The 14,173-nt window shown below is 73.9% G+C and carries 13 protein-coding genes and 1 pseudogene; 8 read left to right on the plus strand and 6 right to left on the minus strand.

Features of this window, described 5'->3' with window-relative positions; all coding sequences use genetic code 11:
* The first annotated feature begins 104 nt into the window (after positions 1–104).
* Entirely contained in the window at positions 105–1,172 is a 1,068-nt protein-coding gene (locus E4623_RS09360) for an NUDIX hydrolase (protein ID WP_134766227.1), read from the plus strand.
* A gap of 9 nt (positions 1,173–1,181) precedes the next feature.
* Here E4623_RS09360 and E4623_RS09365 read toward each other — a convergent pair.
* Positions 1,182–2,129 (minus strand): annotated as a pseudogene (locus E4623_RS09365) (EamA family transporter); the annotation flags it as partial.
* Here E4623_RS09365 and E4623_RS09370 point away from each other — a divergent pair.
* The 3 genes from E4623_RS09370 to E4623_RS09380 all read left to right on the plus strand — a co-directional run bounded on the left by E4623_RS09370 (position 2,082) and on the right by E4623_RS09380 (position 5,025).
* Entirely contained in the window at positions 2,082–2,984 is a 903-nt protein-coding gene (locus E4623_RS09370; RefSeq protein WP_134766228.1) for a LysR family transcriptional regulator, read from the plus strand. The pseudogene E4623_RS09365 and the gene E4623_RS09370 sit on opposite strands and share 48 nt — an antisense overlap.
* A gap of 84 nt (positions 2,985–3,068) precedes the next feature.
* Positions 3,069–4,598 (plus strand): APC family permease, encoded by a 1,530-nt coding sequence (locus E4623_RS09375; RefSeq protein ID WP_134766229.1) that lies wholly within the window; start codon positions 3,069–3,071, stop codon positions 4,596–4,598.
* A 4-nt stretch (positions 4,599–4,602) separates the two neighbouring features.
* Positions 4,603–5,025 (plus strand): universal stress protein, encoded by a 423-nt coding sequence (locus E4623_RS09380; protein ID WP_134766230.1) that lies wholly within the window; start codon positions 4,603–4,605, stop codon positions 5,023–5,025.
* 15 nt (positions 5,026–5,040) lie between these two features.
* On the opposite strand, the gene E4623_RS09385 is transcribed toward E4623_RS09380, so the two are convergent.
* Positions 5,041–6,414: an MFS transporter gene (locus E4623_RS09385; protein ID WP_167736542.1), complete on the minus strand. Its 1,374-nt coding sequence runs from the start codon at positions 6,412–6,414 to the stop codon at positions 5,041–5,043.
* Between the two features lie 18 nt (positions 6,415–6,432).
* On the opposite strand from E4623_RS09385, the gene E4623_RS22575 reads away from it, so the two are divergent.
* Positions 6,433–6,777, plus strand: a complete 345-nt coding sequence (locus E4623_RS22575) for a helix-turn-helix domain-containing protein (RefSeq protein WP_167736543.1) — start codon at positions 6,433–6,435, stop codon at positions 6,775–6,777.
* Here E4623_RS22575 and E4623_RS09390 read toward each other — a convergent pair.
* The gene (locus tag E4623_RS09390; protein WP_134766232.1) at positions 6,764–7,534 is read right to left on the minus strand and encodes an EI24 domain-containing protein; all 771 of its coding nucleotides are present in this window, start codon (positions 7,532–7,534) and stop codon (positions 6,764–6,766) included. The two genes, E4623_RS22575 and E4623_RS09390, sit on opposite strands and share 14 nt — an antisense overlap.
* A gap of 12 nt (positions 7,535–7,546) precedes the next feature.
* Positions 7,547–8,497, minus strand: coding sequence for a tetratricopeptide repeat protein (locus tag E4623_RS09395; RefSeq protein ID WP_134766233.1), 951 nt, complete (start codon positions 8,495–8,497; stop codon positions 7,547–7,549).
* An 83-nt stretch (positions 8,498–8,580) separates the two neighbouring features.
* Between E4623_RS09395 and E4623_RS09400 the strand changes: the two genes are divergently transcribed.
* Positions 8,581–9,846, plus strand: a complete 1,266-nt coding sequence (locus E4623_RS09400; RefSeq protein ID WP_209020579.1) for an endonuclease/exonuclease/phosphatase family protein — start codon at positions 8,581–8,583, stop codon at positions 9,844–9,846.
* Between the two features lie 72 nt (positions 9,847–9,918).
* Here the strand turns inward: E4623_RS09400 and meaB are convergent, their stop codons facing one another.
* Positions 9,919–10,893, minus strand: a complete 975-nt coding sequence (gene meaB, locus E4623_RS09405; protein WP_134766234.1) for a methylmalonyl Co-A mutase-associated GTPase MeaB — start codon at positions 10,891–10,893, stop codon at positions 9,919–9,921.
* Positions 10,877–12,067 carry an acetyl-CoA C-acetyltransferase gene (locus E4623_RS09410; protein WP_134766235.1) on the minus strand — a complete coding sequence of 397 codons (1,191 nt, stop codon included), beginning with the start codon at positions 12,065–12,067 and terminating at the stop codon, positions 10,877–10,879. Before E4623_RS09410 ends, meaB begins: the two co-directional genes overlap by 17 nt.
* 142 nt (positions 12,068–12,209) lie before the next feature.
* On the opposite strand from E4623_RS09410, the gene mce reads away from it, so the two are divergent.
* On the plus strand, positions 12,210–12,659 hold the full coding sequence (gene mce / locus E4623_RS09415; RefSeq protein ID WP_134766236.1) for a methylmalonyl-CoA epimerase: 450 nt from the start codon (positions 12,210–12,212) through the stop codon (positions 12,657–12,659).
* Between the two features lie 94 nt (positions 12,660–12,753).
* On the plus strand, positions 12,754–14,103 hold the full coding sequence (gene ccrA / locus E4623_RS09420) for a crotonyl-CoA carboxylase/reductase (RefSeq protein ID WP_134766237.1): 1,350 nt from the start codon (positions 12,754–12,756) through the stop codon (positions 14,101–14,103).
* Positions 14,104–14,173: the final 70 nt, after the last annotated feature.

Genomic DNA, 14,173 nt, shown 5'->3' on the forward strand with positions numbered 1-14,173 from the left:
GACCCACGACTCCCGGCCCCGGTGGTGGCGGCCACCGCGGGTGTCGACACGGGCTCGCGGACCGCCGCCCGCCCCCGCGACCTGCCCCCCACTAGCCTGACGACGTGAGCACCGATCCCCTGCCCCAGCCCACGCTCACGGACGGGACGGTCACGCTCCGGCCCTGGCGCGACAGCGACGTGCGGCCCACGTGGGAGGGCCACGACGAGCAGGTCCGCTACTGGTACGGCGAGCACGAGCGGCCCTCGCTGGAACAGTGGCGCGAGGTGGTCGACCAGTGGCGCCGCGAGCACGCCGAGGCCGGACGCACCAGCTTCGTCATCGACGTCGACGGCGAGCCGGTCGGCACCGTCGAGCTGCGGCCGGTCGACGAGCACACCGGCGAGCTCTCCTACTGGCTCTACGCCGGGGGACGCGGCCACGGCTGGGCGACCCGCGCGGTCCGCAGCGTCACCGACTGGGCCCTCACCGGCGCCGACCAGGGCGGCCGTGGCTTCACCCGGGTCCAGGCCCGCGTCGAGCCCGGCAACGAGTCCTCGTTGCGCGTCGCGACCCGCAGCGGGCTGCGGCGCGAGGGGGTGCAGCGGGTGGCTCCCGGCACGGGCGACCGCGCCGAGACCGAGGAGTACGTCGTCCTCGCCCGGCTGGCGAGCGACCCGCCGCTGAGCGAGCCGGGCGCGTTCCGCTCGCTGCTGAACTCGTTCCTGCCGCGCAAGCGCGCCATCGCCCAGATGTTGATCCGCGACGAGGCGGCCCCCGAGCCTCGGGTCCTGCTGTGCCAGCTCACCTACAAGCAGGACTGGGACCTGCCCGGCGGCGTCGTCGAGGTCGGTGAGTCGCCGCAGGTGGCGGTCGGCCGCGAGGTCGAGGAGGAGCTCGCCCTGACCCTCGAGCCGGGTCGGCTGCTGCTCACCGACTGGCTACCGCCGTGGGGCGGGTGGGACGACGCCCTGTGCCTCGTCTTCGACGGCGGGGCCCACCCGGCCTCGATCACCGAGCGGATCGTCCACCAGGCCCGCGAGATCCGGACCGCGGAGTTCTGCACGCCCGAGCAGGTCGCCGAGCGGTGCGCCGACTTCACCGCGCGCCGGATCGGCGCCGCCCTCGCCGCCCTCGGGACCGACGGCGGCGGGCCGGGCGGGGCGTCGTACACCGAGAGCGGGCGCGCGTAGCGCGACCAGCACGCCCAGCACCATCACCGCGCCGCCACCGACCTCGGCGGCGTTCGGCCGCTGGTCCAGCAGCAGCGCGGCCGAGACCATCGCGACCACCGGCGCCAGCAGGACCCACGGCACGACGGCGGCCGAGGGGTTGCGCGAGAGCAGGGTGTTGAAGATGCCGTAGCCGACGAGCGAGGCCAGCCCGGCGGTGTACAGCGTCGACAGGGCGGCCTCCCACCCGAAGGCCACGAGCCCGTCGGCGACCGCCGCCGGCCCGTCGAGCAGCAGCGACAGCGCCAGCAGCGGCACCGGGACGACGACAGCCGACCACACCGTGAGCGCGAGCCCGCCGCGCGCGCCGGAGGCCCGCGAGACGACGTTCCCGACCCCCCACGACAACGCGCCGAGCAGGCACAGCGCCAGGGCCAGCACCGGCACGTGGCCGCCGCGGCCGAGGGCGACCACGACCAGTCCCACCGACCCGACGAGCACGCCGAGCGCCTGGGCTGCGGTCGGTCGCTCGCGCAGCACGCCGGCCGCGATGACCACGGTGAAGATCACCTGCGCCTGGAGCACGAGCGCGGCGAGCCCGGGCGGCATGCCGGCGTCCATCGCGACGTACAGGAAGCCGAACTGGCCCAGCGACATGAACGCCCCGACGGCGGCGAGCGTGCGCCACGGCAGGTCCGGTCGCGGGAGCAGGAACACCGCGGGCACCAGCACCACGACGAAACGGATCGCGACGAAGAGCAGGGGCGGGACGCCGTCCATGCCCCAGTCGATGACGACGAAGTTGAAGCCCCAGATCGTCGCCACGACGGCGGCGAGGAGCGAGTCACGGCGGTTCACCCCGCCAGCCTGACGGCCGGGACGATGAAGCACCAGCGAACGATGGTGCACGTCACTCGGTAGGGTCGCTGCATGATCGACCTGGACGCCCTCCGCTCCCTGCGTGCCGTCGACACCCACGGATCGGTGGTCGGGGCGGCCGAGGCCCTCGGGTTCACCCCGAGCGCCGTCTCCCAGCAGGTCAAGCGGCTCGAAAGGCAGACCGGCGTCGCGCTGCTCGAGCGCGTCGGGCGCGGCGTGATGCTCACCGGCCACGGCCGACACCTCGTCGACGCCGGCGGCCGGTTGCTGGCCGACCTCGAGGAGGTCGAGGCCGGGCTGCACCGCCAGGCCGACCGGGTCTCGGGCCACGTGCGGCTGGCGGCCTTCTCGACCGCGATGCGCGGACTGGTCGCGCCGGTCGCGCGCCGCGTGCTCGACGAGCACCCCGACCTGCGGCTCACCCTCGTCGAGCGCGAGCCGTGGGACACCGTCGACCTGGTCGCGACCGGCGAGCTCGAGCTCGGGCTGGTGCACACCTGGGGCGACGTGCCGCTCGAGGTCCCCGACCACCTGGTGCGCACCTCCGTCGCCGCCGACGAGGCCGACGTGGTCGTGCACCGCGACCACCCTCTCGCCGGCCGCGAGCGGGTGACCCCGCACGACCTCGTCGACGAGGGCTGGATCGCCACCCCCGACGGCACGATCTGCCGACAGTGGCTCAGCCGGATGTACGACGGCACCGGACGACGCCCGCGGATCGCGCACGAGTCCATGGAGTTCGACTCCCACCTCGCGATGGTCCGTGCCGGCCTCGGGATCGCGCTGGTGCCGAGGCTGGGGCGCGCGCCGCTCGGCGACGCGCTGGTCGCGGTCCCCGCGCACGACCCCGCGCCCACCCGCGACGTCGTCGCCGTGCACCGGCGCACGATGAGCGACTCCCCCGCCGTCGCCGCGCTGCTGGGCGCCCTGGCGGACCGGGGCCGCGACGACTGAGCTCGACGCTTTTCCTCGCCATTCGCGGCCGGATGCACTAGAACCGGTGCACGGCAACGTGACGGGCGGCGAGGGGAGCACGGCATGACGCAGGCACCGACCGAGGGCGCGTCCGGTGCGGGACCGGGCCTGAAGGCGGGAGCGATCGGGTTCGTCGACGCCCTCGTGATCGGCCTGGCGGCCACGTCGCCGGCCTACTCCCTGGCCGCGGTGATCGGGGCGATCGCCGCCGCGGTCGGCGTCCACGCCCCCGGCGCGCTGCTGGCGTCGTTCGTGCCGATGGCGCTGATCGCGACGGCGTTCCTCTACCTCAACCGCGTCGACGCCGACTGCGGCACGACCTTCAGCTGGGTGACCCGCGCGATGGGCCCGTGGTTCGGCTGGATCGGCGGTTGGGCGATCGCGATGACCGGCGTGCTGGTGGTCGGCTCGCTCGCGGACGTCGGCGTCAGCTTCTCGCTGCGCACGTTCGGCGCCGACGCGGCCGCCGACAACGCCTGGGTCCGGATGCCGCTGGCCATCGCGCTGATCCTGCTGCTCACCTGGGTCTGCGTCCTCGGCACGGACGTCTCGGCCCGGCTGCAGAACATCCTGATCCTCGCCCAGGTCGTCTCGCTGCTGGTCTTCGCCGCGGTCGCGATCGGCAGGGCCGTCACCGACAACAGCTCGCTCGACCCGGTCGACCCGTCGCTCGGCTGGCTCAACCCGTTCGGCGCCGGCGGCGCCGGCCTCACCACCGCGCTGCTCCTCGGGGTCTTCGCCTACTGGGGCTGGGAGTCCGCGGTGAACCTCAGCGAGGAGACCACGGACGGCAACTCGACGCCCGGGCGGGCCGCGGTGTGGTCGACGCTGGTCCTGCTCGTCACCTACGTCGCGGTGGCCGTCGCCGTGGTCGCGTTCGCCGGCACTGCCTGGCTCACCGACAACGCCGGCGAGGAGGAGTTCGTCTTCGCCGAGCTCGCCGACCGGGTGATGGGCGACTGGGGCTGGGTGGTGCTGGCCTCGGTGGCGACGTCCGCGATCGCCTCGACGCAGACCACGATCATCCCGGCCTCGCGTACCGGCCTCTCGATGGCACGGCGCCACGCCCTGCCCGCGAGGCTGGGCCGGATCCACCCGCGGCACCGCACCCCCGACGTCAGCACCTGGCTCGTGGCGGGCATCGCCATCGTCTGGTACGTCGGCATCTACCAGATCAGCGACAACGCGCTGTTCGACTCCCTGACGGCCCTGTCGCTGCTCATCGCCTTCTACTACGCCCTCACCGGCATCGCCTGCGCCGTCTACCACCGCCGGCACCTGCTCGAGAGCCCGAAGAACCTCCTGCTCATCGGGATCGGTCCGCTGGTGGGCTCGGCGCTGCTGATCTGGCTGCTCGTCCTCTCGGTCCGCGACATGGCCGACCCGGAGAACTCCTACACCGGCACGTCCTGGCTCGGTGTGGGCCCGCCGCTGGTCATCGGCGTCGCGATCTTCCTGGTCGGCATCGCGATCATGCTGTTCTGGCGGGTCAAGGACGGCCGCTACTGGCAGGAGAGGCCGGGCCTGCCCGACCCCGACGTCGTCCACGGCATCAGGTCCGGTGCCGCCGACCCCGACGGTCTGGAAGGCTGACGCCATGGCTGTGGTCCTCGGGTACGACGAGTCGCCCGGCGCGGACGCCGCGCTCGCGACGGCGATCTCGGTCGCCTCGCGCTTCGACGAGGTGCTGGTGCTCGTCTACGGCGCCGGCCCGCCCGGGGGCCTGGGCGAGGAGGCCGGCGCCCACCGCGACGCGCTGCGCGAGATCGGCCGCACCGCGCTCGCCCACGCCGTCGAGCGCGCCGAGGCGGCCGGCGTCCGCACCGAGGTCGAGCTGGTCGACTCCAAGCCGGCCCAGGCGATGCTCGAGGTCGGCGAGAAGCACGACGCGACCGTCCTGGTCGTCGGGACCGCCGGCGAGAGCCCGCTGCGCGGCGCGATGCTCGGCTCGACCCCGCACAAGCTGCTGCACCTGAGCACCCGCCCGGTGCTCTGCGTGCCGGGCGACCCGGAGGCGTGAGACTCCTCGGCGAGGTCAGCCGGGTCGGCCGCTCCGGCCGAGGGCCGCGATCGCCGCGGCACCAGCGACGCTGACGCACGCGCACCCGACGACGACGACGTTCCAGCCGTCGACGACGGTGTCGCCGACGTGGGTGGCGACGGTGACGAGGACGGTGATGCCGATCGCGGCCCCGAGGTAGCGCGCGGTGTTGTTGGCGCCGCTGCCCATCGCGGTGCGGTCGGGCGGCACGCTGGCCACCGCCTCGCGGCCGAGCACCGCGTTGAGCAGGCCGGTGCCGACCCCGGTCAGGACCATCACCACCGCGAGCCGCCACAGTCCCGAGCCGTCGTGGAGCCCGAGCCCGGTCAGCTGACCGAGGGCGACCAGGACCAGCAGCACGGCGATGCCGCGCGGTCCGGCGAAGGTCCAGGGCAGCCGGCGCAGCGTCAGCGACGCGACGACGCTCACGCCCGCCCAGAGGGCGGCGAGCAGGCTCGCGGACCAGACCCCGGCACCCAGGCCGACCTGCGCGACCGTCGGGGTGAGCGAGGCGAGACCGATCATGCTGACCCCGAGCGTCAACGACCCGAGCGTGGCGGCGACGAAGGCCGGGCTGCGCAGCAGCGCCGGGTCCAGGAGCGGCTCGCGGACGCGGGGCTCGACCACGGCCAGCGCCGCCAGACAGGCCAGGGCGGCGACCGCGAGGGCGGCGGCGGGCGCGTCGATGCCGTCGCGAGCCTGCGTCAGCGCCGACACGACGAGCGTCAGGAACGCGACCAGCAGCACCAGCCCGGGGACGTCGACGCGGCGCGGGGCGTCGGCCCGGGAGGCACCGAGCCGGCCGGAGAGCGGGAGCAGCGCGCCTGCGGCGACCGCGGTGACGGCGTACGTCTCGCGCCACCCCGAGCCGACCTCGCCGACAGCCGCGGCGAGCACCGAGCCCACCGCGATGCCGAGCCCGACGCTGGCGCCCCACAGCGACGTGGCGCGCAGCCGGTCCGGTCCGGGCGCGTGGCGGGCGGCCAGCAACGACAGGCCGCACGCGAGGACCGCCGCGCCGCCCACACCCTGCACCGTGCGTCCGGCGACCAGCACCGCCGGCGAGCCGGCCACGGCGCACACCACGGCACCGGCCGCGACGAGCACCATCCCGACGTCGTAGACGGTGCGCCGGCCGTACCGGTCGCCCAGGACCCCGCTCGCGAGCAGCGCGGCCGCCAGGCCCAGGCTCATCGAGCTGAGGATCCAGGCGCGGGCCCCCGCCCCGGCGTCGAGGTCGGGGGCGGTGACGGGGAGCGACACGATCGGCGTGACGTAGGTGACGAGCACCAGCGCCGTCCCGAGCGCGACGGGCACGAGCGGTCGCACCTCCACCCGGGTGCGTGTCGGTTTGATATTCAAACTCACGACGGGCACGCTAGCGCAGTGCGCAAGATCCTGCTCGCCGATCTCCCCGGCCGCCCCTGCCCCGCCGCCGCCGCGCTCGAGCTGGTGGGCGAGCGGTGGGCCCTGCTGGTGGTGCGCGAGCTGTCGTTCGGGGTGACCCGGTTCGGCGACATCGTCCGCGGCACGGGGGCGCCTCGCGACCGTGTCGCCGTCCGCCTCCGCGCCCTCGAGGACGCCGGCGTCGTCGAGCGGGAGCCCTACCAGGACTCCCCCACGCGATGGGACTACCGGTTGACGCCGGCCGGGCGCGACCTGCTGCCGGTCATCGACGCCCTCGTGGTCTGGGGCCGCCGACACGCGGTCGAGCCGGTCAGCCGGCCTTGACCACCGGGTAGGGCAGCGCCGGGACGTCGTCGAGGATCTCGCGCGCCAGCACGGTGGCGCCGGCGACCGCGACCGGCATCACCAGCACGCCGCCGAGCGGCACGAAGAAGCACGCCTGCGTGACGACCCCGAAGCCGAGCACCGAGCGCCGGTAGGGACGCAGGAGCTCCTTCTGCGCCGCGGCGTCCATCCCCCGGGCCTCGAGCGCGCGGCTGATCAGCTCGCGCGCCAGCATCCGGCCCGACAGCGTCAGGCCGAGGATGATGCCGAGCACCGGCCCGATGACCGGGATGAAGCCGCTGAGCAGCACCAGCACCGAGAACGAGAGGCCGACGGCGGCGAGCTTGAGCCCGTCGAGCGCCGAGCGCCAGAAGCCGAGCCCGTCGCCGAGCGGCACCGGGCCGATCATCTCCTCGGTGGCGCGCCAGATCCGCTCGTAGAACGGGTCACCGACGGTGAGGGTGAGCCCGGTGAAGGTCGCGGTCCACAGCAGCACCGAGGCGACGACGATGAGGACCGCGAGCAGGACGCGCACCAGCGAGCGCAGCGGGTCGACCCATCCGTCGGCGAACGGCGTCAGCCACGCCGCGATCGAGACGACGTTGAGCAGCAGCAGGACGAACGCGACCGCGAGCACGCAGAAGACGAGGAACGCCGGCACCATCCCCAGCACCAGCAGCCGCGGCCGGGTGCGCAGCAGGCGCCACCCCCGCCCGAGGCACTGGGCGCCGTACCCGAAGTCGCGCACCATCGCCATGGAACCGCGACCTCAGAAGAGGGCGGAGGCGAGTCGCTGACGGGCCTGCAGGACGGTGGCGTCGTCGTTGCCGACCGCGGCGAACAGGCCGATCAGGTGCTCCCGCGCCCGGTCGCGCTCCTTGCCCGCCGTGACGCGGACGAGCTCGACGAGCCGCCCGAACGCCTCCACCGGTCGCCCCTCGGCGAGGTCGACGTCGGCGGCCAGGGTCTGGGCGTCGACGTCGGCCGGGGCGGCGTCGGCCGCGGCCCGGACGGCGACCGGGTCGACGTCGTGGGTGCGCTGCAGCACCTTCGCCATCGCCAGCCCGGCGACCGCCTCGGCGTCGGCCGGGTTGGCCGTCACAAGCTTCTGGTACTCCGCGACGGCCGTGTCGACGTCGTCGCGCGCCAGCGCCTCCTCGGCCGCGGCGTAGCGCGGGTCGGCGGCCGGCTCCGCGCCGTCCTCGGCGGGCGCGGCGCCGCTCACCGGCTGGTGCCGGGCGGTCATGCCCTGCGACGCCAGCTGCTGCATCACCTGGGTGAGCGCGGTGCGCAGCTCGTCGATCGGGACGACGTCCTGGAACAGCGGCGCCGGGCGGCCGTCGAGGACGGCGACCACGAGCGGGATCGACTGCACCTGCATCGCCTGCGCGATCTGCGGCGAGGCGTCGACGTCGACGAGCCCGGCCAGGAACCGGCCCTCGAACTCGCCCGAGAGCGTGACGAGGTCGTCGGCGAGCTGGCCGCTCTCCGGCATTCGCCCCCGCGAGAACAGCACCAGCAGGACCGGCGCCGTCATCGAGGTCTCCAGGACCTGCTGGAAGTTCTCGGCCGTCACCTCGACGGCGTAGGATGACGGACCGGCCGGCGCGCCGCCGGTGGGTGCGCCGGCCGGCGCGCCCGCGCCGGGGGGCGGGGAGGCCGGACGCTTGAGTGCGGAGAGGTCGATCGCGCCTCGACGGGTGAAGGGCTGCTGCGTCATGCCGCAATCCTAGGAGTGCTCGCCCACGAACCTTCACCCGCCGTTCGCCCGTCGACCGACGCCGTCGTGGCAGGGTGGCGAGCATGACGACGCTTTCTCGGGCGCGACTGATCGCGCTGCCCTCCCTCCTGCTCCTCACCTCCGGCCTCGTGGCCACCGCCGCCCCGCCGGCCACCGCCGGGCCAGGCCACCACGGCGGGCACCACGGCGGGCACCACGGCGGGCACCACGGCGGGCACCACGGGCACGCGAAGGAGACCGTGCGCTTCCAGACCTTCAACGCCTCCCTGAACCGGGCCACCGCGGGGCAGCTCGTGCGCGACCTGTCGACCCGCGACAACGCCCAGGCGGCGACGGTGGCCGAGATCGTGCAGCGCACCCGCCCCGACGTCCTGCTGCTCAACGAGTTCGACTACGTCGCCGACGGCTCGGCGGTCGACCTCTTTCGCCGCAACTACCTCGAGGTCGGCCAGCAGGGCGCCCGCCCGATCCACTACCGCTACTCCTACGTGGCGCCGTCCAACACCGGCGTGCCGAGCGGCTTCGACCTCGACGGCAACGGCACGGTCGGCGGCGGCAACGACGCCTACGGGTTCGGCGACTTCGAGGGTCAGTACGGCATGGTCGTGCTCAGCAGGTACCCGATCGACCAGCGCCGGGTCCGGACCTTCCAGAAGTTCCGCTGGCAGGACATGCCCGGCAACCTGATCCCGACCGACTTCTACTCGCTCGAGGAGCAGGCCGCGCTGCGGCTGTCGAGCAAGTCGCACTGGGACGTGCCGATCAGGATCGGCCGCGAGACGGTGCACTTCCTGGCCTCGCACCCGACGCCGCCGACCTTCGACGGCCCCGAGGACCGCAACGGCCGGCGCAACCACGACGAGATCCGGTTCTGGGCCGACTACGTCTCGGGCGCCCGCTACGTCTACGACGACCGCGGTCGCCGCGGCGGACTCGCCCGCGGCTCGTCGTTCGTCATCGCCGGTGACCAGAACGCCGACCCGCTCGACGGTGACTCCGTCGCGGCCGCCATCGACCAGCTGCTCGACCACCGCGCCGTCAACGACCCGCTGCCGACCTCGGCCGGCGGACCCGAGGCGGCCGCCCGCCAGGGCGGGGCCAACGCGGCCCACCGCGGCGACCCGGCCCTCGACACCGCCGACTTCAGCGACTCCCCCGCACCCGGGAACCTCCGCGCCGACTACGTGCTGCCCTCGCGCGACCTGCGGGTCCGCGGCGCCGGCGTCTTCTGGCCCACGCCGTCCGACCCGCTGTCGCGGCTCACCGGCGAGTACCCGTTCCCGTCCTCGGACCACCGCGCCGTGTGGGTGGACCTCCGGGTGCACTGAGGAGGGCCTGGCTCGGCCCGTCGACGGTCCCGGGGACCACCTCGACGCAGGGGTCGGCCGGGGAGGGACGGGTCAGGGCTCGAGGAGCCGGTCGGCCGCGGCGTAGGGGTCGCACTCCCCGGCGACCACGGCGGCGGCCAGCCGGCCCAGCTCGGCGTGCCCGCCGATGTCGGCCCACCTCCGGCGCAGCGCGGCGACGGCGATCGCCTCGACCTCGGCGCGGGCCCGGCGCTCGCGGCGGCGGGTGAGCTCGCCCGAGTCCAGCGACCACGACCGGTGGGCGGCGAGCGCCTCCACGACTCCTCCGACGCCCTCACCGGTCTGGGCGACGGTCTTCAGGACCGGCGGCGTCCAGGCGCCGTCGCGCCGGTCGGCGAGCCTCAGCGTCGAGCGCAGGTCGCGGGCGACCTGGGCCGCGCCGTCGCGGTCGGCCTTGTTGACGACGTACACGTCCCCGACCTCGAGGATCCCCGCCTTGGCGGCCTGGATGCCGTCGCCCATGCCGGGCGCGAGCAGCACGACCGTGGTGTCGGCGAGCCCGGCCACCTCGACCTCGCTCTGCCCCACCCCGACCGTCTCCACGAGGACGACGTCGAAGGCGGCCGCGTCGAGCACGCGGATCGCCTGCGGGGTCGACCACGACAGCCCGCCCAGGTGGCCGCGCGCGGCCATCGAGCGGATGAAGACACCCGGGTCGAGGGCGTGGTCGCCCATCCGGATCCGGTCGCCGAGCAGCGCGCCGCCCGAGAACGGCGACGACGGGTCGACGGCGAGCACGCCGACGCTCCGGTCGTCGTCGCGCAGCGCGCGGACCAGGGCGTTGGTCGACGTCGACTTGCCGACGCCGGGAGCCCCGGTCACGCCGACGACCTGGGCGCGGCCGGTGTGCGGGGCCAGGGCGGCGCTCACCTCGCGCAGGCTCGGCGACTCGTCCTCGACGAGCGAGATCAGCCGGGCGACCGCCCGGGCCTCGCCGTCGCGGGCACGCGCCACGAGGTCGGGGACGTCGAGCCCCCGACCCCCACGGCCGTCAGCCCTTCGGGACACGGACGATCAGGGCGTCGCCCTGGCCGCCGCCACCGCAGAGCGCGGCGGCTCCGACCCCGCCGCCCCGCCGCTTGAGCTCCAGCGCCAGGTGCAGGACGACGCGGGCGCCCGACATGCCGACCGGGTGGCCGAGCGCGATGGCGCCGCCGTTCACGTTGACCTTCTCGGGGTCGAGACCCAGCGAGCGGGCCGACTCGATGCCGACGGCGGCGAACGCCTCGTTGAACTCGACGAGGTCGAGGTCCGCCGGGTCGATGCCCTCCTTGGCGCAGGCCTTCGCCGTCGCGTTGGCGGGCTGCATCTGCAAGGTGGAGTCGGGGCCGGCGACCATGCCGTGCGCCCCGATCTCGGCCAGCCACTCCAGCCCGAGCTCCTCGGCCCTGGCCCGGCTCATCACCACGACCGCGCAGGCACCGTCGGAGATCTGGGACGACGACGCGGCGGTGATGGTGCCGTCCTTGCTGAACGCCGGGCGCAGGCCCGCCAGGGACTCCGCCGTCGTGTCGCCGCGGATGCCCTCGTCCTGGCTGACGACGACCGGGTCGCCCTTGCGCTGCGGGATCGAGACCGGCACGACCTCGTCGTCGAAGACGCCGTTCTTCCAGCCGGCCGCGGCCTTCTGGTGCGACGCGGCGGCGAACCCGTCCTGCTCCTCACGGGTCAGGTGCGTGCGGGAGGCGTTGTAGTCCTCGGTCAGCGAGCCCATCGCCTGCTGGGTGGCCTGGTCGAAGAGTGCGTCGTAGGCCATCGAGTCGACCAGCGTGGTGTCGCCGTACTTGAAGCCCTCGCGGGACTTCGGCAGCAGGTGCGGCGCGTTGGTCATCGACTCCATCCCGCCCGCGACGATGATCTCGGCCTCGCCGGCGCGGATCATCTGGTCGGCGGTGGCGATGGCGTTCAGGCCCGACAGGCACACCTTGTTGATGGTGATCGACGGCACCGACGGCGGCAGCCCGGCCGCGAGGCCGGCGGTGCGGGCCGGGTTCTGACCGGCGCCGGCCAGGATGACCTGGCCCATGATCAGGTAGTCGACCTGGTCGGCGGCGACGCCGGCCTTCTCGAGCGCGCCCTTGATCGCCACGCCTCCGAGGTCGGCGGCCGACTGGGACTTGAGGCCTCCGAGGAGACGACCGATCGGGGTACGGGCCCCGGCGACGATGACGGTTCCGGACATGGGTGCCTCCGCAGGTTCGAGTGGGTCTCTCGTGACCCTACCCACGCCCCACCGGCCGCCGGGAGGTGTGGGACGCCCCGCCGGTGAGTCCTGGGTCACAGCCGCGGCCGGGTTGCCGTCGCGTCGTCCACAATGGCGTCCCATGACCGCCCCTCTCGACATCCCCGAGCACCTGTTCACCGCCATCGACCACGTCGGCATGGCCGTGCCCGACCTCGACGTGGCGATCGCGTTCTACCGCGACACCTTCGGCATGCGGGTCGCGCACGAGGAGACCAACAAGGAGCAGGGCGTCCGTGAGGCGATGATGGCCGTCGGCGACTCCGGCTCCTGCGTGCAGCTGCTCGCGCCGCTGGACGACACCTCGACGATCGCGAAGTACCTCGACCGCTCGGGTCCGGGCTGCCAGCAGGTCGCCTACCGCGTCACCGACGTCGAGCAGGTCAGCGCCATCCTCCGTGAGCGCGGCCTGCGCCTGCTCTACGACGCCCCGCGGCGCGGCACCAGCGACTCGCGCATCAACTTCGTGCACCCGAAGGACGCCGGCGGCGTCCTGGTCGAGCTCGTGGAGCCCGCGGCCGCGACGGCGTGACCTCGGGCACACCGAGCCGCCAGCTCGGTTACCCACCGGTATCTTGCGGACTGGTCGTGCCCGACCGCTCTGCCTGACGACAGGAGACCCAGCCGTGCAGCACATCCTCGATGCCATCACCGCCAGTCAGCGTGGCGACGCCACCACCGAGGACTTCGCGGACCTCGCGCTCCCGGAGGCCTACCGGGCGGTGACGGTCCACCGCGACGACGTCGACATGTTCGAGGGCCTCGAGACCCGCGACAAGGACCCCCGCCGGTCGCTCCACGTCGAGGACGTCGCGCTGCCCGAGCTCGGCCCGGGCGAGGCCTACGTCGCCGTCATGGCCTCGGCGATCAACTACAACACCGTGTGGACCTCGATCTTCGAGCCGGTCTCGACGTTCGGCTTCCTCGAGCGCTACGGCCGGCTCTCGGAGCTGACGAAGCGCCACGACCTGCCCTACCACGTGGTCGGCTCCGACCTCGCCGGCGTCGTGCTGCGCACCGGGCCCGGCGTCACCCGGTGGAAGCCCGGCACCGAGGTCGTCGCCCACTGCCTGTCGGTCGAGCTCGAGGACTCCGACGGCCACGACGACACGATGCTCGACCCGCAGCAGCGGATCTGGGGCTTCGAGACCAACTTCGGCGGCCTGGCGACGATCGCGCTGGTCAAGTCCAACCAGCTGATGCCCAAGCCCGCGCACCTCACCTGGGAGGAGGCCGCCTCCCCCGGCCTGGTCAACTCCACCGCCTACCGCCAGCTCGTGTCCAGGAACGGCGGCAACATGAAGCAGGGCGACAACGTCCTGGTGTGGGGCGCGTCCGGCGGCCTGGGCGGTTTCGCGACGCAGTACGCGCTCAACGGCGGCGCGGTCCCGGTCTGCGTGGTCTCGAACGAGGAGAAGGCCGCCATCGCCCGCTCGATGGGTGCGGAGCTGGTCATCAACCGCTCCGAGGAGGACTACCGGTTCTGGAACGACGAGGGCACCGCGCAGGACCCGAAGGAGTGGAAGCGCTTCGGGGCCAGGATCCGCGAGCTGACCGGCGGCGAGGACATCGACATCGTCTTCGAGCACCCGGGCCGCGAGACCTTCGGCGCGTCGGTCTACGTGACCCGCAAGGGCGGCACCATCACCACCTGTGCCTCGACGTCGGGCTACATGCACGAGTACGACAACCGCTACCTGTGGATGAACCTCAAGCGGATCATCTCCAGCCACTTCGCCAACTACCGCGAGTCGTGGGAGGCCAACCGCCTCGTCGCCAAGGGCATGATCCACCCGACGCTCTCGCGGACCTACGCGCTCGCCGACGTCGGGCAGGCCGCGCTCGACGTCCACCGCAACGCCCACCAGGGCAAGGTCGGCGTGCTGTGCCTGGCTCCGGAGGAGGGGCTCGGCGTCCGCGACCACGAGCTGCGTGAGAAGCACCTCACCGCGATCAACCGGTTCCGCGGCGTCTAGGCACCTCGGGGCGCCGTTCGGGGCCGCGCGGCGCCGGAGCCGAAAGTTCATCGACCGACGCGCGCGAGCG

This window comes from Nocardioides sp. 1609, assembly GCF_004522105.1.
Lineage (GTDB): Bacteria > Actinomycetota > Actinomycetes > Propionibacteriales > Nocardioidaceae > Nocardioides.